We start from the raw sequence: 25,497 nt of genomic DNA on the forward strand, positions 1-25,497 counted from the left end.
TGGCAGAGCTTGAAACAGCGCAAACCGCTCCCTACTCTTCGGACACAACAACAAGGAACCGATCGACGCCATGAGCAACCATGTCTCCCCGGAAGAAGCGCTGATTTTCGTCATGGTAATGGCCTCAGCCGTCGATAGCGCCATGGCTGAAAAGGAGCTGGTGCGGATCGGCCAGTTGATCGACATCCTGCCGGTCTTCGATGCTTTCGACAAGGAGCAGCTGATCCCGGTTTCGCAGCGTTGCGCCAGCATTTTGAGCGGCCCAGAGGGATTGGAGATCGCCCTCGAAACGATCAAGGATGCGTTGCCCGACCATTTGCGCGACACGGCCTATGCCCTGGCGGTCGAGATCGTTGCCGTCGACCTGTCAATCCGGCCGGAGGAGTTCCGCCTTCTGAAGTTGCTTCGCGACCGGTTTCGCCTCGACCCGCTCACCTGCGCCGCACTTGAGCGCAGTGCAACGGCCCGTTATCGCACTCTTTGACGGCTTCTCTCGAGGTCAGAACACCGGCCTTTCGCCCTGTCCGCCCGGCAGATGGGATCAGTAAATCCCGGTCGGGAAATAGCGCAGGTAGATCTCTTCCAGGCGGCCGTCACGCGAGACGGCTGCAAGCGCGCTTTCGAGCGCCGCCGACAAGCGCGCATCCTGCCCACCCACCATGATGGTCATCCCCTCGCCGAGGAACTGCTCCGACAGATAGGGGCCGTCGAACAGGTCGCAGCAACCGGCCGATGCGGGGCTTGTCATCCAGAAGGACAGTTGCAGGGCATCGGCGAAGACAGCATCGACCGTCTTGACCTTCAACGCCTCGAGCATGGCATCGCGGGTGTCAAAACCTTGCGCTTTCACATCGGGGAAGAAGGCCCGCAGCATGGCCTCATGCGCCGTTCCCTTGATCACGCCCACAGGCTTGCCATACAGGGCGCGCGCATCGGTGCGCGCCAGTGATGCCTGCTTGTTGGTGAGGAAGCGCGCCGGCAGCAGCAGATAGGGCCGGGTAAACCGAAAGCGCTCACGCAATTCGGACGTGACCGCCACGCCTGCCAGCACCGCCTCGCCCTGTCCACCTTCCAAAGCGGTCGCCAGCTGGTCATAGGGCAGAGCCTGGATCTGGCAGCGGTTCTCCATGCCGAGTTCGGCGCAGAGCGCCCGGGCGAGATCGACGTGGAAACCGGCGAGACGCCCGGTCTGATCGGTGAAATTGAAGGGCGGGAAATCGGCCGTCGTCAGGAAACGGAGCCGCAGGATGTCATTGACATCGGGTCGGGCGAGCCGCTCGCGCGCGTCAAACAGGATCGGCAGTTCGGTCATCTGCGCAACCGCGGGACCCACCATCAGAGGCAGGGCCAAGATCAGACGGGCCAGCAACTGCAAGAGCCCCGGCAATTCTAGGGATGAAACTTTTGCGCGCATCGTTAACACTTACTACCGGGAAAGCTAGGGGACGTCATCTTTTGCGATGACGTGTAGCAGTTTGGTCTGGACGAGGGAATACGACCCGCGGGCGGCGTTGCCATGCCGACCGACAGGAATGTTGCGCGCCAAAGGAGACCGGCACCCTGCGGCCGGGAACGCCGGTCCGCCGTTTAACGGCATTGGAGAACTGAAGGCAGAGGCACGCCTGCTGCATCGGCTCGGAATCGCCAAGCCGCTGATTGCCCGCATGGCAGACAGGGCCGCTAAACATCGCACAACAATCGAACAGGAACTTCTGGCCAGTGGCGCTGTGCAGGAAGATGCCTATTATGCCGGCCTGGCGCGGATGTTCGGGTTCACCTTCCTGGATGTCATTCCCGCAGATCTGGTCACCGACCTTTCCGGCCTCGACAGCCAACTCAAGCAACCTCGCCTCCTCCGGCTGCATTATCCGGACAGGCCGCCGGTCATGGTCGTGGTGCCAGAGATCCGGACAGCAGACGCTCTGGCACGACGCTTGTCGCGCGGCGGCGACATGGCGGGTTCCGTTGTGGTGGCAACACCGTCCGCTGTCCGGAGCGCCGTGTGGGCCGCAGGCGCGCGCCGACGATCCCGCGAAGCTGTTGGAGGGCTTTTCGAAAGCGCACGCAGCCAGTCAGCGCGGCTTGTGGTCACCGGCGAACAGGGCTTTCTCGCCGGCCTGCTTGCTTCCGTCCTGATTGTCGTCGCTTCGATCTCGCCGATGGCAGCGCTTCTTGTCCTGCATATCGTCATGTCGCTTTTCCATCTGGCCGCCCTTGCCTTGCGGATGATGGTGATCCAGCACAGCTGCCAGCAAGAGAAGGCACGCCGCAGGCAGGGCGGCACATCGGAAGGGCATGTGGCGGCACCAGAATTCCAAAGCCCAGATGGCCCGTTACCCGTCTATACGGTCATGGTTGCGATCTACCGGGAGGCGGCGGTCGTGCCACAGCTGCTGACCGCCCTTTCCGCGCTTGACTGGCCAAAGAGCCTGCTCGACATCAAGATCGTCTGCGAAGCCGATGACCAGGAAACACTGGCGGCCCTTCAGGCCGCACGTACGGGTCCGCAGTTTGAGGTGGTGGCGGTGCCCTCTTCACTGCCGCGCACCAAGCCCAAGGCGCTGACCTATGCGCTTGCCGGCGCGCGCGGAGAATTCCTCACGATCTACGACGCGGAGGACCGGCCAGATCCACAGCAGCTGCGCGAAGCCTATCACACCTTCCGTCTCGGACCGCCGGACCTTGCCTGCCTGCAGGCGCCGCTCGCCATTGCCAATGGTGGCGAGAGCTGGATCAGCGCGATCTTCGCGCTCGAATATTCCGCCCTCTTCCGCAAGCTTTTGCCGGCGCTCGGCCATCACCGGCTGCCGATGCCGCTGGGCGGCACTTCGAACCACTTCAAGACGCAGGCGCTGGTGAAGAGCGGCGGCTGGGACCCTTACAACGTGACCGAGGATGCGGATCTCGGCATGCGGCTTTACCGGGCAGGCTACCGGGCCTCGACCATCACATCGCCGACACTGGAAGACGCCCCGACACACTTCAAGGTCTGGCTCGGGCAACGGACGCGCTGGTACAAAGGCTGGCTACAGACCTGGCTGGTGCTGATGCGAAGCCCGGCCAGAACAGCGCAGGAGATGGGGCTTGGCGCGTTTCTCGTCTTTCAACTGCTCGTCGGCGGCATGCTGGTTGCGGCGCTCACGCATCCCGCGCTGATCCTGTTCATCGCGGTGGCCGTGACATCTCTGCGGGAGGTGCCGATCGCCCAAACCAATCTCATGACCACCGTGCTGCTTGCCATCGACCTGATCAACATTCTTGGCAGCTATGCGATCTTTTTCGTCCTCGGGGCCCTCCCGATGAGCGGTACCGAGAGGAAATCACTCGGACACCGCTGGATTCTCATCCCCGTCTACTGGATGGGCGTATCTCTGGCTGCCTGGAAGGCGGCGATCGAGCTGCGCTTCAAGCCCTTCTACTGGAACAAGACACCGCACAGCCCGAGCCGCGCGGCCACGACAACAGCCGGCCTTGCTCAGCCGAGGAAGGATTGCGCGGCGGTCACGTCGTCAGGCGAGAGCGTGTGATCGGCGTCAAGCGCGGTGAACGTGACATCGGCCCCGCACTCACGCAGTTGCTTCGCCAGATCCTGTGCCTGCGGCAGATATGGGTCACGGTCGCCGGCCGCCACGAGAATGCGGGCGGCGGACAGATCCACGTCCGGCAGTGCGTCGAGCACCGGCATGGGGCGGATGAGGATGGCGGTGGAGATGAGGCCAGGATGGAGGAGCATCGTGGCGGCAAGCAGATTGGCGCCGTTCGAATATCCGACAAAGGCGGTACGCGCCTTCGAGAGACCATAGGCCGGGCCCATATCCTTGATGAAGGCCGATAAGGCCTCCGCCTCGGCGCGGATATCCTGCTGGTCGAAGGAGAGCGGGCCGAACCGGCGGAAGAAGCGGGCAACGCCTTCCTCCGTCGCACGACCGCGCAGGCCGAGAAGCGTGGCCTGTGGCGCGATCTTGCGCCCAAGCGGCAAGAGGCTCGCCTCGTTGCCGCCCGTGCCATGCAGGAGAACAAGGCCCGATCCGTCGGGGCGCTCCGGCTCATGGATGCGATGGACGAAGGGAAGGTCGCGGTAGATGGTGCGCGGTTCACCCGGCAGCCCGAATTGCGGCAGCATGGGCACGATATCCTCCGGGCGCAGATGAAAATGCTCGGGGATGAACAGGGTCGTGCCGAGATCACCAGGCGCTTCATCCACTCCGAAACCCGGATCATCGGAGGCGAGTTCGATCAGGCAGCCGGCCGGTTCGCGGACATAGAGGGAGTAGAAATACTTGCGATCATGAACATTGACCGCATTGGCGTCGGCGCCCGACAGAACTTCAGCGGCCCTGTCGACGGCGTCTCGATCAGCCATCCGCAGGGCGACATGATCGATGGCCCCGGTGCCCGGTGCTGCCGGCCAGAAACCCGTCGCATCCCGTATGTCGAGGATCTGACCGCTGGCGGAGGTCATCCGGCGAATGGTACCTTCCTGCGCGGCCATGACGAAGCCGGAATACTGACCTAGGAAGGCCGAGGTTTCCTCGGGCTTTTCCGAGAGAAGCGTTGCGCCGTGAAGCGCCCGGATAGCGTCATCGGCCTCGATGCCGCGCATGGGCCAGACGGCGCCGGCGGCCACGGCTTCGGTGCCGACCAGCTTGACGATGATGCCGTCGGGATCGGTCAGGCGCAGGACCGGTTCGCCGAATTCGAGGCTGGGCCCCGTTGCGGCGACGCCGAACTGCAAGGCCCGCGTCAGCCAGAATCCGATCGCGGCCGGGGCGATGGCAAAGGCGATTTCGCTCGGTGCTCCGTGGCCGACACGGCCGGGAGAACCATCTTCCCAGGCGAGAAAGGTGACGAGTGATCCGGGGCTGGCCGCTGCATCGCCATAGAAGAGATGGAGTTGTGCCGCATCCTCGAAGCCCCCGGTGCGCTTGACCAGACGCAGGCCGAGAAAACCACAATAGAAGTCGACATTGGCCTGGATCTTCCGGGTGATTGCCGTGATGTGGTGAAGGCCGCTGGTCATCGCTCTCTCCCTGTCCTACCCTTCCCATACATCAAATCATCGAAAGGACCAGACCATGGTGACACTGCTCGGGATCTCCGGCAGCCTGCGCAAGGGCTCGCTCAATACCGCATTGCTGCATGCCGCCACGCAACTGCCGGCCGAGGGCTATACGATCGAGGCGGCGGGCATTCAGGGCATTCCGCTCTATGATGGCGACCTTGAAGCGGCCGAAGGCATTCCGGATGCCGTGACGGCTTTGAAGGACAAAATCCAGGCCGCGGACGGCGTGATCCTGTTTACGCCGGAATACAACAATGGCATTCCCGGCGCCTTCAAGAATACCATCGACTGGCTGTCGCGCCCCTCTTCCGATATCGCGAAAGTATTTGGCGGCAAGCCCTTCGCGCTCGTCGGCGCGTCGCCTGGCAATTTTGGCACGCTGCTCAGCCAGAATGCCTGGCTTCCCGTATTGCATACGTTGGGCTGCCGGACATTTTCGGAAAAGCGGCTGATGGTGTCAAAGGCGCATACGCTGTTTGACGCCCAGGGCAAGCTTAACGACGAGGCCACAGCCAAGCGGCTGGGCGATTTGCTGGCAGCATTTGCGAAGTTTGCCGAAGAGAGGTGAACTTGGTGCAGCCGTTTGGGAGGAGGGTATCGCATGGAGACCAATAGAAGCTTTGTTTTCCAGCAAATTTCCGACTATGGGGCCAGTAATGAGAATGTCGCCCGTCTTACTCTTCAAACACTCGAACTGACCAAGATCTGCAGCTTAAAGCCTGATGCTAAAGAACAACTAATTCTCTCCGTCCACGAGATCTCACATAGGCTGGCAAGCGCACAAAACGCTGCGCTCGACCTAAGCACACGCGTGACGGCACAGACAAATGCGATTCAGTCTGGCGGAAACAGAGGACACGAGAGAGGGATCGAGATCCCCTACGTACCATCTCTGCAGATATTGTTTGAAGGTTATTACTACAATCTCAAAAATGTCGTTCGTGATCTGGGCGGTATTCCGATGAGGGTGCTGTATGGAAAGCGTTTTGAAGAAGCTTCTAGTTGGCTTTCTTTCAAAGAAAACAAAGAACCTGAAATATGCAAACATCTTCGCCGAATGGAATCTAATCATCCAGGGTACTCAACGGTTCGAGAGCTGATCAATAGAAATCAGCAGAACATCAAGCATATTGTATCCGTGCGTAATGCGTTGGAACAACCGGGCAAGCTTGCAGGCACAATTCGCGTTAAAAATTGGTCCGTGGAGCAACAAGGAATAACGCCTCCCTATTTTTACTACGAACACGCTCCAGAGCAGAGATACGACTTGGTGGGAGACATGGTTGCTGCCCACGAGGCTATTCTGACACTAGCGGAAACATTGATTGTTTTCGGGCTGATTTTCTACCTGCCGCAAGGATTTGGAATCCAGCACATAGGACCGAACAGGCGGGACCCGAAGACACCGATGGCATATCGCGTTATAGTGCTACCCCCAGATGTCACGAAACGATCGCAACCGTTCACCGGAAAAGAGGAATAGCTGAGAATCACTTCTTTTTTGGAATGATCCGTTGGTCGCAAGTTAAGAACCGTGGACCAAGAAGATTTTTGGAGCGGGTGAAGGGAATCGAACCCTCGTATTCAGCTTGGGAAGCTGCTGCTCTACCATTGAGCTACACCCGCGACGTGGATGAGGAATCCAACAGTTCGGCCGGCCTGTCAAGCGGCAGGCGGCCGAAAGCGGGATGCTCGTGGCCCCATACCTATCTTTAAGGCAGGCGGAAATGCTTGGACAGTTTCAGGCCTTGCGCCTGATAGTTGGAGCCAAGGCCTGTGCCGTAAAGGCCTTCGGGGCGTTCCTGCATGTGCTCATAGACGAGGCGGCCGATGACCTGGCCGTGTTCGAGGATGAAGGGCACCTCGTGGCTTCGGACTTCCAGCACGGCGCGGCTGCCGGAGCCGCCGGCAGGGGCATGGCCGAAGCCGGGGTCGAAGAAGCCGGCATAGTGGACGCGGAATTCGCCGACCAGCGGGTCATAGGGCGTCATTTCGGCGGCATAGAGCGGGGGCACATGCACCGCTTCGTTCGACACCAGAATGTAGAATTCGTCGGGATCGAGGATCAGCTCGTCAGCGCCACGGCTGTAGAGAGGCTCCCAGAAATCGAGCACATCATGGGCGTCCTTCCTGTCCACATCGATGACGGACGTGTGGTGCTTGCCGCGATAGCCGATCAGGCCTTGAGGCCCTGAGCCCTTCAGATCGATCGAGAGCGCAATGCCACCGCCCGAGACATTGGGCATGTCGCTGGCGACCAGGGTTTCAGCCTTGTGCAGGTCGAAGAGTTCGGCCTCGCCGAGCAACGCATGGCCGACGCGGAAACGGATCTGCGACAGGCGCGAGCCGCGACGCACGATGATCGGGAAGGTGCGCGGGGAGATTTCGAGGTAGAGCTGGCCCTTGTAGCCGGCCGGCACCTTGTCGAATTCCTGGGCGTAATCGACCATGACGCGGGTGAAGATATCGAGACGGCCCGTCGAGCTCTTCGGATTGGCGGAAGCCGAGATTTCAGCCGGCAGGTCGAGGCTTTCCATCAAGGGCACGATGTAGACGCAGCCGGTTTCCAGCACCGCACCATTTTCGAGATCGATCTCGTGCAATGTCAGCTTGTCGAGCTTCTCGGCGACGGTGCTGTTGCGGCCCGGCATGAAGCTTGCCCGGACCCGGATGGCCTTACCGCCGAGGCGCAGATCGAGACTGGCCGGCTGGATCTGATCCTGGTCCAGCATGGCCTCGCTTTTCAGCTGCCCCTGGCCGAACAAGGCACCGATGGCGCGGTCGGACAAAATCCCGGACTTGATGGTCATTTTTCTCAATCCTGTTTGGGCCGACAAAACCAAAGCCCACCAATTGACGCAAGGCCTGCGAAGGCGTAAGGCAGCCTTATCCCGTGGTGATTTGGCCGGTCGGCTTGCAGCCACGTTAAACAAGTGGCTAAATAGACCGGGTTCACAAAACCGGTCCGTATTCGCGACCGGTTTTTTTGTGTTTGAAAGGCACCCGCATGAGCAAGAACTGGCGCCCGGCAACGAAACTCGTTCATGGTGGCACGCTGCGCTCTCCCTATGGCGAGACCTCCGAAGCGATCTTCCTGACCCAGGGTTTCGTCTATGAAACCTCGGAAGCGGCCGAAGCCCGCTTCAAGGGCGAGAATGACGGCTATATCTACGCCCGCTACGGCAGCCCGACCAATGACATGTTCGAAAAGCGCATGTGCCTGCTCGAAGGTGCTGAAGACAGCCGCGCCATGGCATCCGGCATGGCGGCCGTTGCGGCGGCCGTTCTGTGCCAAGTGAAGGCCGGCGATCATATCGTTGCTGCCCGCGCCCTGTTCGGCTCCTGCCGCTACGTCGTCGAGACGCTGGCGCCGCGCTACGGCGTGGAATGCACCCTTGTTGACGGGCGCGACCTGAAGAACTGGGAAGACGCGATCCGGCCGAACACCAAGGTGATGTTCCTCGAAAGCCCGACAAACCCGACGCTGGAGGTTATCGACATCGCAGGCGTCGCCAAGCTTGCCGACCAGATCGGGGCGAAGCTCATCGTCGACAACGTGTTTGCCACGCCGCTCTTCCAGAAGCCGCTGGAACTTGGCGCGCATGTCGTTGTCTATTCCGCGACGAAGCATATCGACGGCCAGGGCCGCTGCCTTGGCGGCGTCGTGCTCTCGTCGAAGGAATGGATCAACGAGAACCTGCACGACTATTTCCGTCACACCGGCCCTGCCATGTCGCCGTTCAATGCCTGGACGCTGCTGAAGGGCATGGAGACCCTGCCCTTGCGCGTGAAGCAGCAGACGCAAACGGCAGCGGCGGTTGCAGACTTCCTTGCCGAACAGAGCCCTGTGGCCCGCGTGATCTATCCCGGCCGTAAGGACCATCCGCAGGCCGACATTATCGCAAAGCAGATGACTGGCGGCTCGACGCTCGTCTGCTTCGAGCTCAAGGGCGGCAAGGAGGCTGCCTTCAAGCTGCAGAACGCGCTGGAGATCATCAAGATCTCCAACAATCTCGGCGATGCGAAGAGCCTGATCACCCATCCGGCGACCACCACGCACAAGAACCTCACCGACGAGGCGCGGGCAGAGCTTGGTATTTCCGGCGGCACGGTTCGCCTCTCCTGCGGAATCGAAGACACGCAGGACCTGCTCGACGACCTGGCTGCGGCAATCAAAGGGTTGTGATCAGCGCCGAATGAGCGCCAGAAACCAAAAAAAGCCGGTCGCGCCTCGAAGCGCGGCCGATCATATGCCCTTGACGGGAGCTGTCGCGTCGTTATCCCATGGCAGTATGATGAAATACGAGGGCCGGCCTTGCCGCCATCCGACAAAGACACATCTTGTGATGATCACAGGCCTTTTTCGCAGGATGCGGCCATGTATCGCGCATTGACAAGAGACATCGAGGTTCTGGTCGAACCGTTTTATCTCGAAGAACAATCAGACCCCGATGACAGCCGCTATGTCTGGGGCTACCGGATCGTGATTGCCAATCATTCGCGCCAGACCGTTCGCCTGACCCATCGCTATTGGCATATCACCGACCAGAATGGTCAGGTGGACGAAGTCAGCGGCCCTGGGGTGGTTGGAGAACAGCCGCAACTCCAGCCTGGTGACAGCTATGAGTATTCCTCGGGCTGTCCGCTCGATACGCCCTCTGGCATGATGTACGGCACCTATCGCATGGAAACCGACGATGGCGAGGCTTTCGACGTCGACATTCCCGCCTTCTCGCTCGACAGCCCCGGCATGGTGCGCACGCTGAACTGACGGATGCGGGTTGAGTTCGGACGCTGCCAAGGCTATCTGGACCCATCGACAAGCGACACGTCAACAAAGGTGCATTCCGGCATGAGTCCAGATTATCTCGTCACCCACAATGGTGGCTTTCATGCCGATGAACTGCTGTCCAGCGTCATCCTGACACGCCTTTACCCGGAGGCGCGCATCGTGCGCAGCCGGGCACCGGAGTGGATCACGCCTGCCAGCGATCGCATCATCTATGATGTCGGCGGAGCCTATGACGCATCCGCGCAGATCTTCGACCACCACCAGCGCGGCGCGCCGCTGCGCGAAGACGGCCAGCCCTACAGCTCGTTCGGGCTGGTGTGGAAGCATTACGGCCGTGACTATCTTGCCGCATCCGGTGTTCCCTCCTCCGATATCGAGGCGGTGCATGCAGGCTTCGATGCGAAGTTCGTGCTGCCCGTGGACCTGATGGACAACGGGGCGCTCAGCCCCGCCAGCGCCGGCCCACTGGCCGGACTGACACTGCCGAGCCTGCTCGAGACCCTGAAGCCGGTGTTTGATGACAATGAGCCAGGCGCCGACGATCGCGGCTTTCACGCTGCCCTTGCGATTGCGCGTGCCTTGGTCGAAGCCGGGATCTCCCAGCGTGCAGCCAAGCTTCGCGCCGAGGCACTTGTCATCGATGCGATTGCAGCCACGGGCACGAGCCGCGTTCTCGAACTACCGATGGGCATGCCATTTCGCCCGGCGATCGTGAAGACGGGTGCGTCACATCTGCTCTTCGTCGTGCATCCCCGCGACAAGGACTGGTGCGTCACCGGCATCCGCCGGGCTGACGAAGGCTTCGAGCTTCGGGCCAACCTGCCGGCCGCCTGGGCGGGCTTGAGCAATGGCGAGTTGGAAGCCGCCTGCGGTGTCGAAGGCGCCAGCTTCTGTCACAATGGCCGCTTCATTGCGGCGGCCCGGACACGCGAAGCCATCCTCGCCATGGCCGACCTTGCGGTCGAAGAGGCACTGAAGGATACAAATACCGCCGTCTGACATTGGATCAGCCGAGATTCACAACGACGAAAGCCGCCGCATCCTTAAGAGGTGCGGCGGCTTTTGCTTGAGGGGCTTGCGACCGTTCAGACTTCCCTCAGGCGGCCGCTCGAATCGAGACTGCCGATAAGGGTGGAACTGGCTTTGTTGAGACCCAGCACGTCGACGGGAACGCCATGCGCCTTGAAGCGCTGAAGCACGCGGTCCAGTGCTGCCACTGCCGTAATGTCCCAGAAATGCGCATGGGTGAGATCGATGACGGCGTGCTTGCCGACAGCATCCTGATAGTCGAAGGCATCGATGAAGAGATCGGCCGAGGCGAAGAAGATCTGCCCGGACACACGGTAGGTGAGGCGCCCCCTCGCCTCGTCAGTATCGGCCTCGACGCGGAGCAGTGCCGAGACCTTGAAGGCGAAAAAGACACCGCTCAGCAGGACGCCGACGGCAACGCCGAGGGCGAGGTTCGCAGTGAACACCGTGACGATGACGGTTGCGACCATCACGGCGCTCGACATCTTCGGATGGACGATGAGGCTGCGGAGCGACGACCAGTCGAAAGTGTCGATCGAGACCATGATCATGATGGCGACCAGCGCTGCCACCGGCACTTGCGAAACCCATGGCTTCAGAACCACCATCAAGACCAGGAGAAGCACGCCGGCGAACAGGGTGGAGAGGCGGCTGCTGCCACCGTATTTGACGTTGCTGACCGTCTGGCCAATCATGCCGCAACCGGCAATACCGCCGAACAGGCTGGCCGCGACATTGGCGATGCCAAGCCCGGTGCATTCCATGTTCTTCGGGCTTGGCGTGTCGGTCAGATCATCCACGACGCTCGCGGTCATCATCGATTCCAGGAGGCCTACCATGGCGATGGCGAGCGCTGGGCCTGCAATGATCGACAGGGTCTCCAGCGTCAACGGCACCGATGGCCATGCGAAGACCGGCAGGGAATCCGGCAGCCTGCCGAGATCGGCGACCGTCATGACCGGCAGTTTCAGGACGGTGGCACCCACGGTCAGCACGAGAATGCAGACGAGTGGCGAAGGCACAACCGTTGTCAGACGCGGCACCAGATAAATGATCGCGAGGCCTGCTGCGAGCATGGCGTAGTTCAACCAGCCTCCGTGGACAATATGCGGCACCTGCGCGGCAAAGATCAGAATTGCCAGCGCATTCACGAAGCCGGTGCGCACAGACTTTGACACGAAGCGCATCAAGACGCCGAGACGGAGGACACCGAAGAGGATCTGGAAAAGGCCGGCCAACAAGCCGGCAGCAAGCAGGTAGGACAGGCCATGGGCGGCCACCAGCGGGGCCACGACCAAGGCCACAGAACCGGCAGCAGCCGAGATCATCGCCGGGCGTCCACCGGTAAAGGCAATCACGATGCCGATGACGAAGGAGGCGAACAGGCCGACTTGCGGATCGACGCCGGCGACGAAGGAAAAGGCGATGACTTCGGGGATAAGTGCGAAGGTGGCGACGGCACCCGCGAGCATTTCGCGCACGGGATTGGCGGACCACTCGCGGCGGTAGGCTATGAAACGTGTCATGAAAAACCACAGAATTGGACAACGGGCCGATCCAGGGGATCGGTCGGGGGACGGTTGCGTTGCTGAGGTTGTCTGGCGGATTGGCGGCCAGAAGAGCCACCCGGAATTGCACCGGGTCCTTGTGGATGAAGGCGTTCTAACGCGGGCGGGTTTCCATGGCAAGCATAGGAGGCACAACGTTTGGGGCAGGCAGGCTAACTGTTTGCACCTCATCCAATTCCAGAAGCAGCGCCAGCACATCGCGTTGACTGATCGGCCTGCCGAACAGATAGCCCTGAATCATCTGCGGCTTCAATGGTGCCAGTGTCTGCATCTGCTCATCCGTCTCGACGCCTTCGAGAACGCATTTGAGATCGAGCTTATCGCACAAGGCGATAATGGCCGCGACGATTTCCCGGCAGGTGGGGTTATCGGAAACCTTGCGGACAAAACTCTTGTCGATCTTCACCTTGTTGAGCGGCAGTTGGTCGAGATATTCGAAGCTGGAATAGCCGGAGCCAAAATCGTCGAGGGCGATCTTGAAGCCCGCAGCGGAAAGTTCCTGCAACACGCTGCGGGATGCGCCAACATCCTTGATCACGGCTGTTTCCGTGATTTCGAATTCCACGCGGGCGGGATCAACGCCGCGATCGCGGACCTCCGATACAAGTGACATGATAAACTGGCACTCAGCCAGGTCCTGGGCGGACAGATTGAAGGATATACTGATATCCGCTGGCCAGAGGTCCAGCGCGTTCAGCGCCTTGCCGAACAGGACACGCGTGACACTCTGGATGAGACCGGCGCGTTCAGCAGCACGAATGAAGCGATCCGGCGGGACCAGGCCGAGAGCCGGGCTCTGCCAGCGCGCCAACGCCTCGAAACTAACCACCCTGTTGCTGTTCAGATCGACTTGCGGCTGGAACAGCAGGTAGAGTTCATCTTCCAGCTTTGCCTCGCGCAGCGCCCGCTCAAGCGCGAGCGTCTCGCGCATCTCCTCATCCTGGCTGGCGTTGAAGACCGTGGTTTGCCGCCTTGCAAACTGCTTGCCGCGATAGAGTGCAAAATCCGCCTTTTCGTAGATTTCGCGGGCCGTCTTGCCCATGGCCGGGAAATGCGCGAAGCCGATGGTTCCGCTGAGGTTCAGGCGGAGTGGATGCATGTCATAGGAGCGACAGATGTCTTTGATCAGGGCGTTTCCATAGGCCTCGATCTGGGTCGATTCGGCTTCACCCTGGATCAGGATGGCGAATTCATCCCCGCCAATGCGGCCAATCTCGATACCCTGCATTTCCCGGCGCCCGAGGCGCTCCACCACTTCACAGAGAACCTGATCGCCCACGGCATGGCCATAGATGTCGTTGATCGACTTGAAGCCATCCAGATCGAGGATGCCGACCCAGAAAGGCCTCTGCTCCTGGACCAGCCTATCGATATTGGCAAAGATCGAGCGGCGATTGGCGATGCCCGTCAGACTGTCCCGGGCGGCAAGCTGGTCGGCCAGCAGGCGCGCATCGATCTGGCGCAGGATCGCCTTGCGCAGCAAAGTCGCCATGCCGAAGGAGGCGAAGGACGAAGCAACACCGATGAAGGCGAACTGATGGAGAACCTCTGGCGGGGCTTTGCTGGCAAACCAGAACATGGTGCCGATGGAGAGGGTGACGCTGAGCAAAGTTGCCCTCAGCGTGACGCCAGTGGTGGAAAATACGACGGCCATCAAGACGAAATAGATCAGTTTCTGTGGCTCGGAATGCGTCTGCATGTAGGCGACAACATTCACATACATCAGCAGATTGGTGGCAAGGCCCACCGCTTCCAGACGACGGAGCGGCGTGCGACCTACGGGCAGCAGCGCCCAACGAAACACCGCGTAGGCGATGGCAGTGGTCAGGCTGAGACCGCCAAGAAAGTAGAAATTGAAGCCCGTTTCGTCCCGCCAGTGCCCCCAGGTGACAAAGAGATAATAGGCCCATCCCGGCAAGAGGAAACCGCGCATGATCGGGCGATAGGCTTCGGCCATCGCTCGGCGGCGCGTAGCACTCGTCCAGATGCCGTATTGCCGCTTCAACGCTTTGATCGGGGAAATTGCCGTCCAGAGGCTCCCCTCTGCACCCCGATCGTCGGAGGCCCCTGAGGCATCGGCCCGGACACGATCTGTCGTGGTATTCTGCATTCAGGTCCCCAAGGCGCGTGGTCAGCAACCTATGAAACCCTTATTTAGAATAGATGAATACCGCGATAGGCGCGCCAGCGAGACTACCCCCCAATGCGCAAAAAAACATCATATGGGTGCTCAGGTCGACTGAGCACTGGAGCAGGTGAAGGCCGGCAAAAGCCGCCCATCACCGATATCGCCACAGCCCATCAGGCCGGCGTGAGCTCCGATGGCTCGAAATGGTAGTTCGTCGAGCAGAACTCGCAGCTGACGGTAACCTGCCCATTTTCCGTACTTGCTTCGATTTCCTCGGCCGAAAAACCCGAGAGTACGCTTTTCAAACGATCGCGCGAGCAACTGCAACGATCGTAGACAGGCTGTGGTTCGTAGGCGCGCACGCCCCGCTCGTGAAAGAGGCGGAACAAAAGCCGCTCAATCCCGATCTGCGGGTCGGTGAGTTCGTCGGCATCGATCGTATCGACCAGCATGCGCGCTTCCTGCCAGGCGTCGTCACCATGGAGATCGTGGTCGCGATTGTCGCCGTCACCGCCGTGCAGATCAGGCTGTCGCATGCGGTCCGGTGCCTCAGGCAAAAACTGGGCAATCAGCCCCCCTGCCCGCCAGGTTCGCCGCGGCTTGCCATCCGCATCTCGGTCGAAGAGTTCGGCAGCGCCCAAGCGCACGCGGGTTGGGATCTGCTCCGACTGGCGGAAATACACGCCTGCAATGTCTTCGAGCGAGGTGCCATCCAACGGAACGATACCCTGATAGGGTTGCATGAAGGTGCCCTGATCGATGGTGAAGGCAAGGAAGCCTTCGCCCAACAACTCTTCCGGCGACGCGCGCCCCGAGGCGACGGCGTCTGCGACGGCCTGCTCGTCGAAGCGGGCATAGGCGCGGATGTTTTCCGGCGTCGTGAAATCGGCAACCAGCAGGTCGACCGGGCCATTGCCCTTGGTCTGGACGATGAACTTGCCCTCGAACTTCAGTGAAGTTCCGATCAGGACAGTCAGTACGATCGTCTCGGCCAGCAGTCGAGCGACTGGTTGCGGATAGGCATGACGGTCGAGGATGCTGTTGATCAGTGGGCCGAGCTGAACGGCACGGCCTCGCACGTCGAGGCCCTCGACCTGAAAGGGGACCACGCGGTCATCGCCGGCGAAACCGAATTCGCCGAGTTCTGCTTGTCTCGTCGACATGAATGTACTCCCGGCGCAAGCGGCGCCACATGCAGGGCCAGAGCGGCCCGATCAGAAAGCGCACAAGTGGTGTCACCCATGCAGAAGGTCAAGGGATCCACCTCTGCGGTGGTTCTGCGGTAGCACTCGGTGTCAGATTGCGCCGAGGCACCAGGCCAGAATGGACTTTTGGGCGTGGAGACGATTTTCCGCCTCGTCGAATACCACGGACTGCGGACCATCGATCACCTCATCGGTGACTTCCTCGCCGCGATGGGCTGGCAGGCAATGCAGGAACAGCGCCTCATCCTTTGCCTTCTTCATCAGGTCAGCATTGACCTGGAAGGGCTGGAAGACGTTGTGGCCACGCGCCTTGTGCTCCTGGTTCATCGACACCCAGGTATCGGTGATGACGGCATCCGCACCGTCGACTGCACGATCGGCATCATGGCAAAGCAGGATCTCTCCGCCATTGTTGCGGGCCCAGTTCAGGATCTTGTCATCGGGTTCCGAGCCAAGCGGAACGGCCATGTTCATCCGGTAACCAAAGCGGGCAGAGCCCTCGACCAGGGAGTGCAACACGTTGTTGCCGTCACCCGTCCAGGCGAGCGTCTTGCCGGCAATCGGACCGCGATGCTCTTCGATGGTCATGATGTCAGCCATGATCTGGCAGGGATGCGTGAGGTCTGTCAGGGCGTTGATCACCGGCACAGTCGCATGCTCGGCCATCTCCAGAAGACGGGCGTGATCGGTGGTACGGATCATGATGGCATCGACGTAGCGCGACAGGACCTTGGCCGTATCGCCAATGGTTTCGGCGCGACCGAGCTGCATTTCGGTGCCGGACAGGAAAAGTGTTTCACCACCGAGCTGGCGCATGCCGACATCGAAGGAGACGCGGGTGCGCGTGGAGGGCTTTTCGAAGATCATCGCCAGCATCTTGCCAGCCAGCGGCTTGCCTGCGGTTCCAGCCTTGGTTGCCTGCTTCCGGGTCAACGCATCGTCCAGCATGGTGCGGAGGTCTGCTGCGGAGACTGCGGAAAGATCGAGGAAATGCTTCGGGGATGCCATCTAAACTACCTGTTCTCGGCTTTCTCGGTATTGTGGTCCGGTCGTATCACGCAGACTTGGCGAGGGTTTCACGCACGCGCTCTGCAGCGCGCTCGATGCGGGCGAGACCATCGCGCGCTTCTTCGGCCGTCACCGTCAGCGGCGGCAACAGGCGGATGACGTTGTCGCCGGCCGGAACGCCGAGCAAGTGCTCGGCGCGCATCGCCATGAGCAGCTCGACATTCGGAATCTTCGCCTTGATGCCGAGCATCAGGCCTTCGCCCCTGATATCCTCGATAACATCCGGGAAGCGATCCTTCAGCGATGCCAGGCCCTGGCGGAACACCAGCGCCGTGTCGCGAACATGCTCCAGGAAGCCGTCCGCAAGAACGACGTCGAGAACGGCATTGCCGACCGCCATGGCCAGCGGGTTGCCGCCATAGGTGGAGCCATGGGTTCCAGCCTTCATGCCTTCAGCTGCTTCATCTGTTGCAAGGCAAGCACCGAGCGGAAAGCCGCCACCGATACCCTTGGCGACCGCCATGATATCGGGCGTGATGCCGGCCCATTCATAGGCGAAGAGCTTGCCGGTCCGGCCGACGCCGCACTGAACTTCATCAAGGATCAGGAGCAGTCCGTGTTCATCGCAGATGTCACGCAAGGCTCGCAGCATCTCGACCGGGATCGGACGAATACCGCCCTCACCCTGAACGGGCTCGACGAGAACAGCAGCCGTCGCATCCGTGATTGCAGCCTTGACCGCATCAAGGTCGCCGAAGGGGACCTGATCAAATCCTGGCGCCTTTGGACCGAAGCCTTCCAGGTACTTTTCCTGGCCGCCGGCCGCGATGGTGGCGATGGTGCGTCCGTGGAATGCGCCTTCCATCGTGATGATGTGGAACTTCTCCGGATGGCCTTTGGCGAAATGGTAGCGGCGCGCCGTCTTGATGGCGCATTCCAGCGCTTCGGCACCGGAATTGGTGAAAAAGACACGGTCGGCAAATGTGGCCTCAGTCAGCCGCCGACCGAGTTCTTCCTGGCCCGGCACTTCATAGAGGTTGGACACATGCCAGACCTTGTCGGCCTGCGCCTTCAGCGCGTCCACCAGATGCGGATGGGCGTGGCCCAATGAGTTCACCGCGACGCCAGCGGCAAAATCCAGATAGCGCTCGCCCTTTTCCGTGATCAGCCAGACGCCCTCACCTCGCTCGAAGCGCATCGGCGCCCGATTGTAGGTCTGGTAGAGCGGCGTCGCATCAGCCATCAGCGGAGATCCTTCCTGGAACGGCCCATCCACTCGCAAAGCAGAAGGGACAAATTGAAAATGCCGCCTTACGGCGGCGCCGGCACTATCCGCACTTCGCATTGCAATGTCAACGAAAGTCACTGCTACAAGGGCTTGCGGGGCACATACACGGGCGCCGCGACAGCAAACCATTCGAATATTTCGACCTGTTGCATACTTGACTCACTCGTCCAGCAAGTTGGGGAAAACCGCGAAATCGATTCCAGATGATTCTCCCGACTCTTGTCACGGAGTCACCCGGACACTAGGTTAACTTTCAATAAATCGAGTTGATGCGGCGGAATTGATCACCAAAAGTTACGAGGCGGGCTGCCGCGGATTCATCCGCGGCGACGGTGACGGATTCTGCCATGAACACGCTAGCGGCGGAGAGATATGGCATGAACGCAAACGCGCAATGGTCAGATGACAGAGTTGAAAAACTGAAGCGTCTGTGGGCCGATGGCCTCAGCGCCAGTCAGATCGCAGCACAATTGGGTGGCGGCGTCAGCCGCAACGCCGTCATTGGCAAGGTCCATCGCCTGAACCTGCCCGGACGCGCCAAGGCCGGCGGCAGCACAAGCACGCCGCGTCCGGCAAAGCGCCCGGCGCCGGCGCCGCGTCCCGCCGGTTTTCCGGCACGCCCGCAGGCTGCAACGGCACGCCCCGCAGCACGGGCATCCGGTTCGGTCGCGCTGAAGGAAGATGCGGCGATCGAGATTTTCGAGCAGGCTGCTCCGCGTCAGGCGCTCAACGTGGTAGTGCCGATTTCGCGCCGCCTCGCCCTGACGGAACTGACCGAGCGGACCTGCAAATGGCCGATCGGCGATCCGATGAAGGACGATTTCCACTTTTGCGGCTGCGAGATCAACGACGCGTCGCCCTATTGCACGTATCATGCGAAGCTCGCCTACCAGCCGGTCAGCGATCGTCGCCGGGCCGCTCGTTAAAACGAGTTCAGTGATCATCAGACAGGCCCTTCGGGGCCTGTTTTCGTTTGTGCATACCGCATGCATCAAAAGGCCGCCCGCGGGTTCCCGGGGCGACCTTTTGCTGGAATACATGGCGTTCGGATCAGGCTTCCATGGAATAGCCCGCGCCGCGTACTGTGCGGATCACATCCTGCATGTTGGAGAAGTTCAACGCCTTGCGCAGGCGTCCCACATGCACATCAACCGTGCGTTCGTCAACATAGATATCATGACCCCAGACGCCGTCGAGCAGCTGGGAGCGTGAAAAGACGCGACCCGGGGAAACCATCAGGAATTCCAGCAAGCGGAACTCGGTTGGCCCAAGCCGCACTTCGCGGCTCTTGCGGTGAACGCGATGGGTTTCGCGGTCCAGCTCGATATCGCCGCAGCGCAGAACGCTGGACAGGACCTCAGGCTTGGCGCGGCGCAGCATGGCCTTGACCCGCGCCATAAGTTCCGGCGTGGAGAAGGGCTTGACGACATAGTCGTCAGCACCCGTGGCCAGACCGCGCACACGCTCGCTCTCCTCACCCCGTGCCGTGAGCATGATGATCGGAAGCCGTTCGGTTTCCGGCCGCATGCGCAGGCGACGGCAGAGCTCGATTCCCGACACACCGGGGAGCATCCAATCGAGCAGAAGCAGATCGGGAACCCGCTCCTGAAGCCGAATTTCGGCTTCGTCGCCCCGCATGATGGTCTCGACCTCATAGCCTTCGGCTTCGAGATTGTAGCGCAGGAGAACGCTCAGCGCCTCCTCGTCTTCCACGACAGCAATCTTCGGCTGCATCAGAACGTCACCTCGTCTCGGGACCCGGTTACTCGGTTATCGCACCGACTGATGAGGTGAGGTCTTCCTTCGGACGCTCGCCCTCGGGTGCTGCCCCGGTGGTCATGTAGTAGATGGTCTCGGCGATGTTCGTGGCGTGGTCGCCGATACGCTCGATGTTCTTGGCGCAGAACAGGAGATGCGTGCAGCTGGTGATGTTGCGCGGATCTTCCATCATGTAGGTCAGCAGCTCGCGGAACAGCGAAGTATAGATCGAGTCGATCTCTTCGTCGCGGTCCCGGATCGACTTCGCCTTTTCTGCGGAACGGGTCGTGTAGACGTCGAGCACTTCCTTGAGCTGAGCGAGCGCCAGATCCGATAGATGCTCAAGGCCGCGGGCGAGCTTGCGCGGAACGCCCGTCGCCTGGATGGCAACCACGCGCTTGGAGTTGCTCTTGCCGAGGTCGCCGACGCGTTCCAAATCCGCCGCGATGCGCAGGGCGCCGATGATTTCGCGCAGGTCGGCGGCAACCGGCTGGCGCTTGGCAATGGTGATCACGGCCTTCTCGCCGATTTCCTTTTCCATCGCGTCCATCAGGACGTCGTCGGAAATGATCTTCTGAGCGAGAGCCGCATCGGAATTCACCAGGGCGCGTACGCTTTCGGCGACCATCTGCTCCGCGAGACCTCCCATTTCGGAGATGCGGCGCATCAGGAATTTCAGTTCTTCATCGAAAGCCGAATAGATATGGGTCGAAGCCATCGCGGATATTCCTTGAATTGGGTTGGGCCGTGGGTCTGTTTTCGGCTCAGCCGAAGCGGCCCATGATGTAATCCTGGGTGCGCTGGTCATCCGGGTTGGTGAACATTTTGTCGGTGTCGTTTTCTTCGACGAGTTCGCCGAGATGGAACATCGCCGTCCGCTGCGACACGCGGGCCGCCTGCTGCATGGAATGGGTGACGATCACGATGGTGAAGTTCTCGCGCAATTCGTGGATCAGCTCCTCGACCTTGGCGGTCGCGATCGGGTCCAGTGCCGAGCAGGGTTCGTCCATGAGGATCACTTCCGGGCTGACGGCCACGGCGCGCGCGATGCACAGACGCTGCTGCTGACCACCGGAAAGGCCGGTGCCAGCGGCATCCAGACGATCCTTCACCTCGTTCCACAGGCCTGCCTTTTGCAGGGCAACGGACACGATCTCATCAAGGTCCGCCTTGTTCTTGGCCAGACCGTGGATGCGCGGGCCGTAGGCGACGTTCTCGTAGATCGACTTCGGGAACGGGTTCGGCTTCTGGAAGACCATGCCGACCTTGGCGCGCAGCTGTACGGGGTCAACCTTCGCGTCGTAGATATTCTCGGCGTCGATCAGGATATTGCCCTCGACGCGGCAGCTGGCGATCGTGTCGTTCATCCGGTTGATGCAACGCAGGAAGGTCGACTTACCGCAGCCCGACGGGCCGATGAAGGCGGTGACAGAGCGCGGACGGATCTCGATGTTCACATCGCGCAGGGCCTGCTTCTCGCCGTAGTAAACCTGCACATCGCGTGCGGTGATCTTGGATTCAGTCATGATTGGCGCTTTCGTCGTGGTCATCTTAGTCGAGAGATTGTTCATCATCATACACCCCCTTACCAACGACGCTCAAACCGGCGACGCAGAATGATTGCTACCAAGTTCATCAGGATCAGGAAGACCAGCAGGACGATGATGGCGCCAGAGGCACGCTCAACAAAGGCCGGGTCGCCGCGCTGCGTCCAGTTGTAGACCTGGACCGGCAGCGCCGAGGCGGGCTGGAAGAAACCATCCGGCGGACCGGCTGGGAATTCCTTGACGAAAGCCACCATGCCAATGAGCAGGAGCGGCGCCGTTTCGCCGAGGGCGCGAGCAAGACCAATGATCGCACCGGTCAGGATGCCCGGCATGGCGAGCGGCAGGACGTGGTGGAAGATCGACTGCATCTTCGAGGCACCCACGCCGAGTGCTGCATCCCGGATCGACGGCGGCACTGCCTTCAGCGCCGAACGTGTGGCAATGATGATGGTCGGGAGCGTCATCAGGGTCAGAACGAGACCACCGACGACGGGCGCGGACTGCGGCAGGCCGACGAAGTTTATCAGCACGGCAAGGCCCAGGATCCCGAAGACGATGGAGGGCACGGCCGCCAGATTGGCGATGTTCACCTCGATCAGATCGGTAAACCAGTTCTGCGGCGCAAACTCCTCAAGATAGATCGAGGTGGCGACGCCGATTGGCAGCGACAGAACCAGGACGATCAGCATCATATAGGCCGATCCGATGATCGCGATGCCGAGGCCTGCGGCTTCCGGACGCGTGTCCGAAGCATCCGGCGAGGTGAAGAAGGACCAGTTGAACTTGGTCACCAGGATACCGGCCTGCTTCAACGTGTCGGCAAGCGCCAGCTGCTCTGGCGAGACATTCCTGTCCAGCTTCGCGCTGTCCATGGTCACACGGCCCTTGTAGTAGCCGTCGATGCGTCCGGCAGCGAGCAAGTCAAAGGAGATCGTCTGGCCGATGACCGAGGGGTCAGCGAGCACATAGCCGCGCAGGTTGGCCGGGCCCTCCTTGGAGATGAGTTCGGCAACAGCTTTCGGCGTCAACCCTCCGGCCGCGAGACCCTTTTCGGCAATTGCATCACCGAGCGCCTTTTCGATCAGCGGGGCGTAACCAAAGGTGGAAACCTTGGCCACGGCGGCCCGATCGCGGGTGCCGGCAGGGTCGAGCTTGGCCGGGTCGAGAAAGACGTCAATCGTGATGTAGGTCTGCTGGAAGGACGACAGGCCGTTCGACAGGATCGAGGTCAGAAGTCCGACCAACGCGATGATGCCGAATGCAACGGCGGCCTTGCCGAGAAGGCGGAACCGGGCTTCGGCCCTGTTGCGCCGGCGTGTCCGTTCGTCCAGGTTCAAAAGAGACTTGGTCTGCCCCTTTGCGACGGGGGCTCCGAATGCGGTGAGGTCGGTCATTCGTACTGCTCCCGGTACTTACGGACAATGTAAAGCGCCATCACGTTTAAAAGCAGGGTGATGACAAACAGGGTGAGGCCAAGCGCAAAGGCGACAAGCGTCTCAGGACTTGCAAATTCGGTGTCGCCCGTCAGCTGGCTGACGATTTTCACGGTCACCGTTGTCATGGCTTCGAAGGGATTGAGATCGAGCTTGGCGGATGCGCCTGCCCCGAGCACGACGATCATGGTTTCACCGATCGCGCGGCTGGCGGCCAGCAGGACCGCACCGACGATGCCCGGAAGGGCGGCCGGCAGGACGACCTGCTTGATCGTCTCGGACTGGGTGGAGCCCAGTGCATAAGAACCGTCACGCAGGGCCTGAGGAACGGCATTGATGATGTCGTCCGAGAGCGACGACACGAAGGGTATGATCATCACACCCATGACGAGGCCGGCTGTGAGGACCGACGAGGACGAATTTCCGAGACCCATCGGCTGAGCCAGCCAGTCGCGCAGGAAAGGGCCAACGGTTATGAGGGCAAAGAGGCCATACACGATGGTCGGAATGCCTGCGAGCATTTCAATCGCTGGCTTGACGATGCTGCGCGTCTTCGGGCCTGCATATTCCGACAGGAAGACGGCGATCATCAGGCCGATCGGAACGGCGATCACTAGAGAGATCAGCGACACATAGAAGGTGCCCCAGAGCAGCGGCAGGATGCCGAGGTCAGAGCCGCCACGGAACTGCGGGTTCCAGACGGTTGAGAAGAAGAAATCCTGGGCTGGGTAGATCGTGAAGAAGACATAGGTCTCCACAACCAGAGATCCAACGATGCCGACGGTCGTCAGGATCGCGACGAGCGAGGAGATCATCAGGACAGCCTTGACGAAGCTCTCGCTGATGTTGCGAGCGCGAAGCTCGGGATCGATGCGGATGTAAGCAAGCGGCAGCGCGCCAATGGCAAGCGCAAGAACCGCGATGGACATCAGCATCTGGCTGAAATCGATGTCCTGCCGATAGGCCTTTGCAGCTTCAAAAACTTCTGCCGGAACATCGGCGCCGAGCGCAATACCGGCTTCGGCGAGGCGGGCGCGAATGTTGTCGGCGTCGAGCGCCTTGATGTCGACATCGGCACCAGTTTTTGCGTCGGCGTCCTGCAGGACAGCCAGACCATCACCAATGCGACGGACATCCGCCATAACGAGGCTATGAGCGCCACCTTCGGGAACCGAAGCGTCTGTGATCATACCGCTGATACGGCTGTCGATGACAGGGTGCTGCAGGGTGAGCCAGATCATCAGCAGGATCAGGGCCGGAACAGCTGTAACCAGCGCGACGGTCTGACCGTAGAATCCGGGAAGAGAATGCAGCTTCATGCCACGCTCGGCCGACAGGGCTATCGCCCTCCGTCGTCCAAGTCCGTAGCCGATTGCCGCAAGGGCCAATACGCCCAGGATGATAATGCTCACGTCCATCTTGCCCGCCATGTCTCCTGGAAACGGAAACCGGCGGCACGATTGTGCCGCCGGTCATTCGTCAGACTTAGTTCAGCGGCGCCATCGGCGTGCGAGCCTTGACGGCTGCCTGCGTCTTGGCCAGTTCCGGATCCGATACGAGGCCGTAAGCGGCGAGCGGGCCGTTCGGGCCAGCGATTTCGTCGGAAACGAAGAACTCTACATATTCCTGGAGACCCGGGATTACGTCGAGGTGTGCGTTCTTGACGTAGAAGTAGAGCGGACGCGAAACCGGATATTCACCACCAGCGATCGTCTCAACCGACGGAACGACGCCTTCCATGGTGGCGACGCGCAGCTTGTCGGTGTTGTTCTGGTAGAAGGACAGGCCGAAGACGCCGATGGCGTTCTTGTTGGCTGCGATGCGAGCCAGCGTTTCCGGATAGTCGCCGTCGATGTCGACCGAGACGCCATCGGTACGCAGGGCGTTGCAGGCCTTCTTGGCAGCGTCCTTGTCGCCGCCGTTGGAAGCGAGGATGGCTTCCAGCGTGCCGTCCTTTTCGCAGCCAGCTTCGATGACCTTTACGTCAAAGACTTCGCGGGTGCCGTGTTTGGTGCCCGGGATGAAAGCGAGGATCGGCTGAGCCGGCAGGTCGGCGCGGATCTCGTTCCAGTTCTTGTAGGGGTTGTCGACCAGCTTGCCGTCCTTGACGACCTTAGCTGCAAGCGCGCTGTGCCAGTCGGCAGCCGTGAATGCATATTCCGGACCTGCGATTTCCGAAGCGAAGACGATGCCGTCGTAACCGATGCGGACTTCCTGGATGTCGGTCACGCCGTTGGTCTTGCAGAGCTCGATGTCCGACTTGCTGATGCGCGACGAAGAGTTGGCGATGTCGATGGTGTTTTCACCCACGCCTTCGCACATCTTCTTACGGCCAGCGCCAGAACCGCCGCCTTCAACGACCGGGGTCGCGAAATCGGTGTTTTCACCGAAAGCTTCAGCAACGATGGAAGCGTATGGCAGAACGGTGGAGGAACCAGCAATCTGGATCTGGTCGCGGGCAATGGCAGCGCCGGCGAAAGCCACGGTGGCCGCCAATGCAGCGACGGAAAGTTTCAGAGCGTTCATGATCTTCTCCCAGAAGGGCTTGTGTGTCTTTGCGGCCGTTGCGGCGTCTGCCAAGCTTCGGCAGCTGCGTTCTAGCGGCTCTTGGCTCACGCTTTTATGTCAGTTCGATGAAACATTTGTGACAGCCCAAGCGATTGAATTAAATGGCAAAAT

Annotated in this window: 22 protein-coding genes, 1 tRNA gene, 1 riboswitch and 1 other annotated feature; of the genes, 8 read left to right on the plus strand and 15 right to left on the minus strand. The window is 60.7% G+C overall.

What is annotated here, in order from left to right:
• The first annotated feature begins 70 nt into the window (after positions 1 to 70).
• Positions 71 to 484: a tellurite resistance TerB family protein gene (locus tag IP76_RS00225; RefSeq protein WP_054156170.1), complete on the plus strand. Its 414-nt coding sequence runs from the start codon at positions 71 to 73 to the stop codon at positions 482 to 484.
• 57 nt (positions 485 to 541) lie between these two features.
• Here IP76_RS00225 and IP76_RS00230 read toward each other — a convergent pair whose 3' ends face one another.
• Positions 542 to 1,312, minus strand: coding sequence for a transporter substrate-binding domain-containing protein (locus tag IP76_RS00230; protein WP_245281347.1), 771 nt, complete (start codon positions 1,310 to 1,312; stop codon positions 542 to 544).
• A 220-nt stretch (positions 1,313 to 1,532) separates the two neighbouring features.
• Here IP76_RS00230 and IP76_RS00235 point away from each other — a divergent pair, with 220 nt between their 5' ends.
• Positions 1,533 to 3,527, plus strand: a complete 1,995-nt coding sequence (locus tag IP76_RS00235; protein ID WP_082352354.1) for a glycosyltransferase family 2 protein — start codon at positions 1,533 to 1,535, stop codon at positions 3,525 to 3,527.
• Here the strand turns inward: IP76_RS00235 and IP76_RS00240 are convergent.
• Positions 3,476 to 5,020: a VOC family protein gene (locus IP76_RS00240; RefSeq protein ID WP_054156172.1), complete on the minus strand. Its 1,545-nt coding sequence runs from the start codon at positions 5,018 to 5,020 to the stop codon at positions 3,476 to 3,478. The genes IP76_RS00235 and IP76_RS00240 overlap by 52 nt on opposite strands.
• 55 nt (positions 5,021 to 5,075) lie before the next feature.
• Between IP76_RS00240 and IP76_RS00245 the strand changes: the two genes are divergently transcribed.
• Both IP76_RS00245 and IP76_RS00250 read left to right on the plus strand, forming a co-directional pair.
• Positions 5,076 to 5,630, plus strand: a complete 555-nt coding sequence (locus IP76_RS00245) for an NADPH-dependent FMN reductase (RefSeq protein ID WP_054156173.1) — start codon at positions 5,076 to 5,078, stop codon at positions 5,628 to 5,630.
• 33 nt (positions 5,631 to 5,663) lie between these two features.
• Positions 5,664 to 6,545, plus strand: coding sequence for a hypothetical protein (locus tag IP76_RS00250; protein WP_054156174.1), 882 nt, complete (start codon positions 5,664 to 5,666; stop codon positions 6,543 to 6,545).
• Between the two features lie 69 nt (positions 6,546 to 6,614).
• Here IP76_RS00250 and IP76_RS00255 read toward each other — a convergent pair.
• Together IP76_RS00255 and IP76_RS00260 are read right to left on the minus strand one after the other, a co-directional pair.
• Positions 6,615 to 6,688, minus strand: a tRNA-Gly gene (locus IP76_RS00255).
• Positions 6,689 to 6,774: 86 nt separating this feature from the next.
• Positions 6,775 to 7,872: a 2'-deoxycytidine 5'-triphosphate deaminase gene (locus IP76_RS00260; protein WP_054156175.1), complete on the minus strand. Its 1,098-nt coding sequence runs from the start codon at positions 7,870 to 7,872 to the stop codon at positions 6,775 to 6,777.
• Between the two features lie 73 nt (positions 7,873 to 7,945).
• Positions 7,946 to 8,024: riboswitch (SAM riboswitch) on the plus strand.
• A 45-nt stretch (positions 8,025 to 8,069) separates the two neighbouring features.
• Between IP76_RS00260 and IP76_RS00265 the strand changes: the two genes are divergently transcribed.
• The 3 genes from IP76_RS00265 (at position 8,070) to IP76_RS00275 (ending at position 10,853) form a co-directional block, all read left to right on the plus strand.
• Positions 8,070 to 9,248 (plus strand): O-succinylhomoserine sulfhydrylase, encoded by a 1,179-nt coding sequence (locus IP76_RS00265; RefSeq protein WP_054156176.1) that lies wholly within the window; start codon positions 8,070 to 8,072, stop codon positions 9,246 to 9,248.
• A 192-nt stretch (positions 9,249 to 9,440) separates the two neighbouring features.
• On the plus strand, positions 9,441 to 9,833 hold the full coding sequence (apaG, locus tag IP76_RS00270) for a Co2+/Mg2+ efflux protein ApaG (RefSeq protein WP_054156177.1): 393 nt from the start codon (positions 9,441 to 9,443) through the stop codon (positions 9,831 to 9,833).
• Between the two features lie 81 nt (positions 9,834 to 9,914).
• The gene (locus tag IP76_RS00275; RefSeq protein ID WP_054156416.1) at positions 9,915 to 10,853 is read left to right on the plus strand and encodes an MYG1 family protein; all 939 of its coding nucleotides are present in this window, start codon (positions 9,915 to 9,917) and stop codon (positions 10,851 to 10,853) included.
• Positions 10,854 to 10,939: 86 nt separating this feature from the next.
• On the opposite strand, the gene IP76_RS00280 is transcribed toward IP76_RS00275, so the two are convergent.
• The 5 genes from IP76_RS00280 to IP76_RS00300 all read right to left on the minus strand — a co-directional run bounded on the left by IP76_RS00280 (position 10,940) and on the right by IP76_RS00300 (position 18,035).
• Positions 10,940 to 12,409 carry a SulP family inorganic anion transporter gene (locus tag IP76_RS00280; protein ID WP_054156178.1) on the minus strand — a complete coding sequence of 490 codons (1,470 nt, stop codon included), beginning with the start codon at positions 12,407 to 12,409 and terminating at the stop codon, positions 10,940 to 10,942.
• A 66-nt stretch (positions 12,410 to 12,475) separates the two neighbouring features.
• Positions 12,476 to 12,531: a sequence feature (sul1 is cis-regulatory element that is thought to sense ions involved in sulfur or methionine metabolism; They are found in Alphaproteobacteria), on the minus strand.
• A gap of 14 nt (positions 12,532 to 12,545) precedes the next feature.
• Positions 12,546 to 14,561: a bifunctional diguanylate cyclase/phosphodiesterase gene (locus IP76_RS00285; protein ID WP_197278287.1), complete on the minus strand. Its 2,016-nt coding sequence runs from the start codon at positions 14,559 to 14,561 to the stop codon at positions 12,546 to 12,548.
• Positions 14,562 to 14,752: 191 nt separating this feature from the next.
• Positions 14,753 to 15,742 carry an Hsp33 family molecular chaperone gene (locus IP76_RS00290; protein ID WP_054156180.1) on the minus strand — a complete coding sequence of 330 codons (990 nt, stop codon included), beginning with the start codon at positions 15,740 to 15,742 and terminating at the stop codon, positions 14,753 to 14,755.
• Between the two features lie 132 nt (positions 15,743 to 15,874).
• Positions 15,875 to 16,792: an ornithine carbamoyltransferase gene (gene argF, locus IP76_RS00295; RefSeq protein ID WP_054156181.1), complete on the minus strand. Its 918-nt coding sequence runs from the start codon at positions 16,790 to 16,792 to the stop codon at positions 15,875 to 15,877.
• 46 nt (positions 16,793 to 16,838) lie between these two features.
• The gene (locus IP76_RS00300) at positions 16,839 to 18,035 is read right to left on the minus strand and encodes an aspartate aminotransferase family protein (RefSeq protein ID WP_054156182.1); all 1,197 of its coding nucleotides are present in this window, start codon (positions 18,033 to 18,035) and stop codon (positions 16,839 to 16,841) included.
• Between the two features lie 422 nt (positions 18,036 to 18,457).
• Between IP76_RS00300 and IP76_RS00305 the strand changes: the two genes are divergently transcribed.
• Positions 18,458 to 19,006, plus strand: coding sequence for a GcrA family cell cycle regulator (locus IP76_RS00305; RefSeq protein ID WP_054156183.1), 549 nt, complete (start codon positions 18,458 to 18,460; stop codon positions 19,004 to 19,006).
• A gap of 124 nt (positions 19,007 to 19,130) precedes the next feature.
• Here the strand turns inward: IP76_RS00305 and phoB are convergent, their stop codons facing one another.
• The 6 genes from phoB to IP76_RS00335 form a co-directional block, all read right to left on the minus strand.
• On the minus strand, positions 19,131 to 19,814 hold the full coding sequence (gene phoB / locus IP76_RS00310) for a phosphate regulon transcriptional regulator PhoB (RefSeq protein ID WP_054156184.1): 684 nt from the start codon (positions 19,812 to 19,814) through the stop codon (positions 19,131 to 19,133).
• A 28-nt stretch (positions 19,815 to 19,842) separates the two neighbouring features.
• A complete protein-coding gene (phoU, locus tag IP76_RS00315) occupies positions 19,843 to 20,556 on the minus strand; it encodes a phosphate signaling complex protein PhoU (protein ID WP_054156185.1) in 714 nt (237 codons plus the stop codon).
• Between the two features lie 46 nt (positions 20,557 to 20,602).
• On the minus strand, positions 20,603 to 21,364 hold the full coding sequence (gene pstB, locus IP76_RS00320; RefSeq protein ID WP_245281348.1) for a phosphate ABC transporter ATP-binding protein PstB: 762 nt from the start codon (positions 21,362 to 21,364) through the stop codon (positions 20,603 to 20,605).
• A 59-nt stretch (positions 21,365 to 21,423) separates the two neighbouring features.
• Positions 21,424 to 22,779, minus strand: a complete 1,356-nt coding sequence (gene pstA / locus IP76_RS00325) for a phosphate ABC transporter permease PstA (RefSeq protein ID WP_054156186.1) — start codon at positions 22,777 to 22,779, stop codon at positions 21,424 to 21,426.
• Complete coding sequence (gene pstC / locus IP76_RS00330; protein WP_054156418.1) at positions 22,776 to 24,236, minus strand: phosphate ABC transporter permease subunit PstC; 1,461 nt, start codon at positions 24,234 to 24,236, stop codon at positions 22,776 to 22,778. Before pstC ends, pstA begins: the two co-directional genes overlap by 4 nt.
• A 67-nt stretch (positions 24,237 to 24,303) precedes the next feature.
• Positions 24,304 to 25,344 (minus strand): substrate-binding domain-containing protein, encoded by a 1,041-nt coding sequence (locus IP76_RS00335; protein WP_054156419.1) that lies wholly within the window; start codon positions 25,342 to 25,344, stop codon positions 24,304 to 24,306.
• Between the last annotated feature and the right edge of the window lie 153 nt (positions 25,345 to 25,497).

Origin of the sequence: Rhizobium sp. AAP43, from assembly GCF_001296045.1 — a bacterium.
Lineage (GTDB): Bacteria > Pseudomonadota > Alphaproteobacteria > Rhizobiales > Rhizobiaceae > Allorhizobium.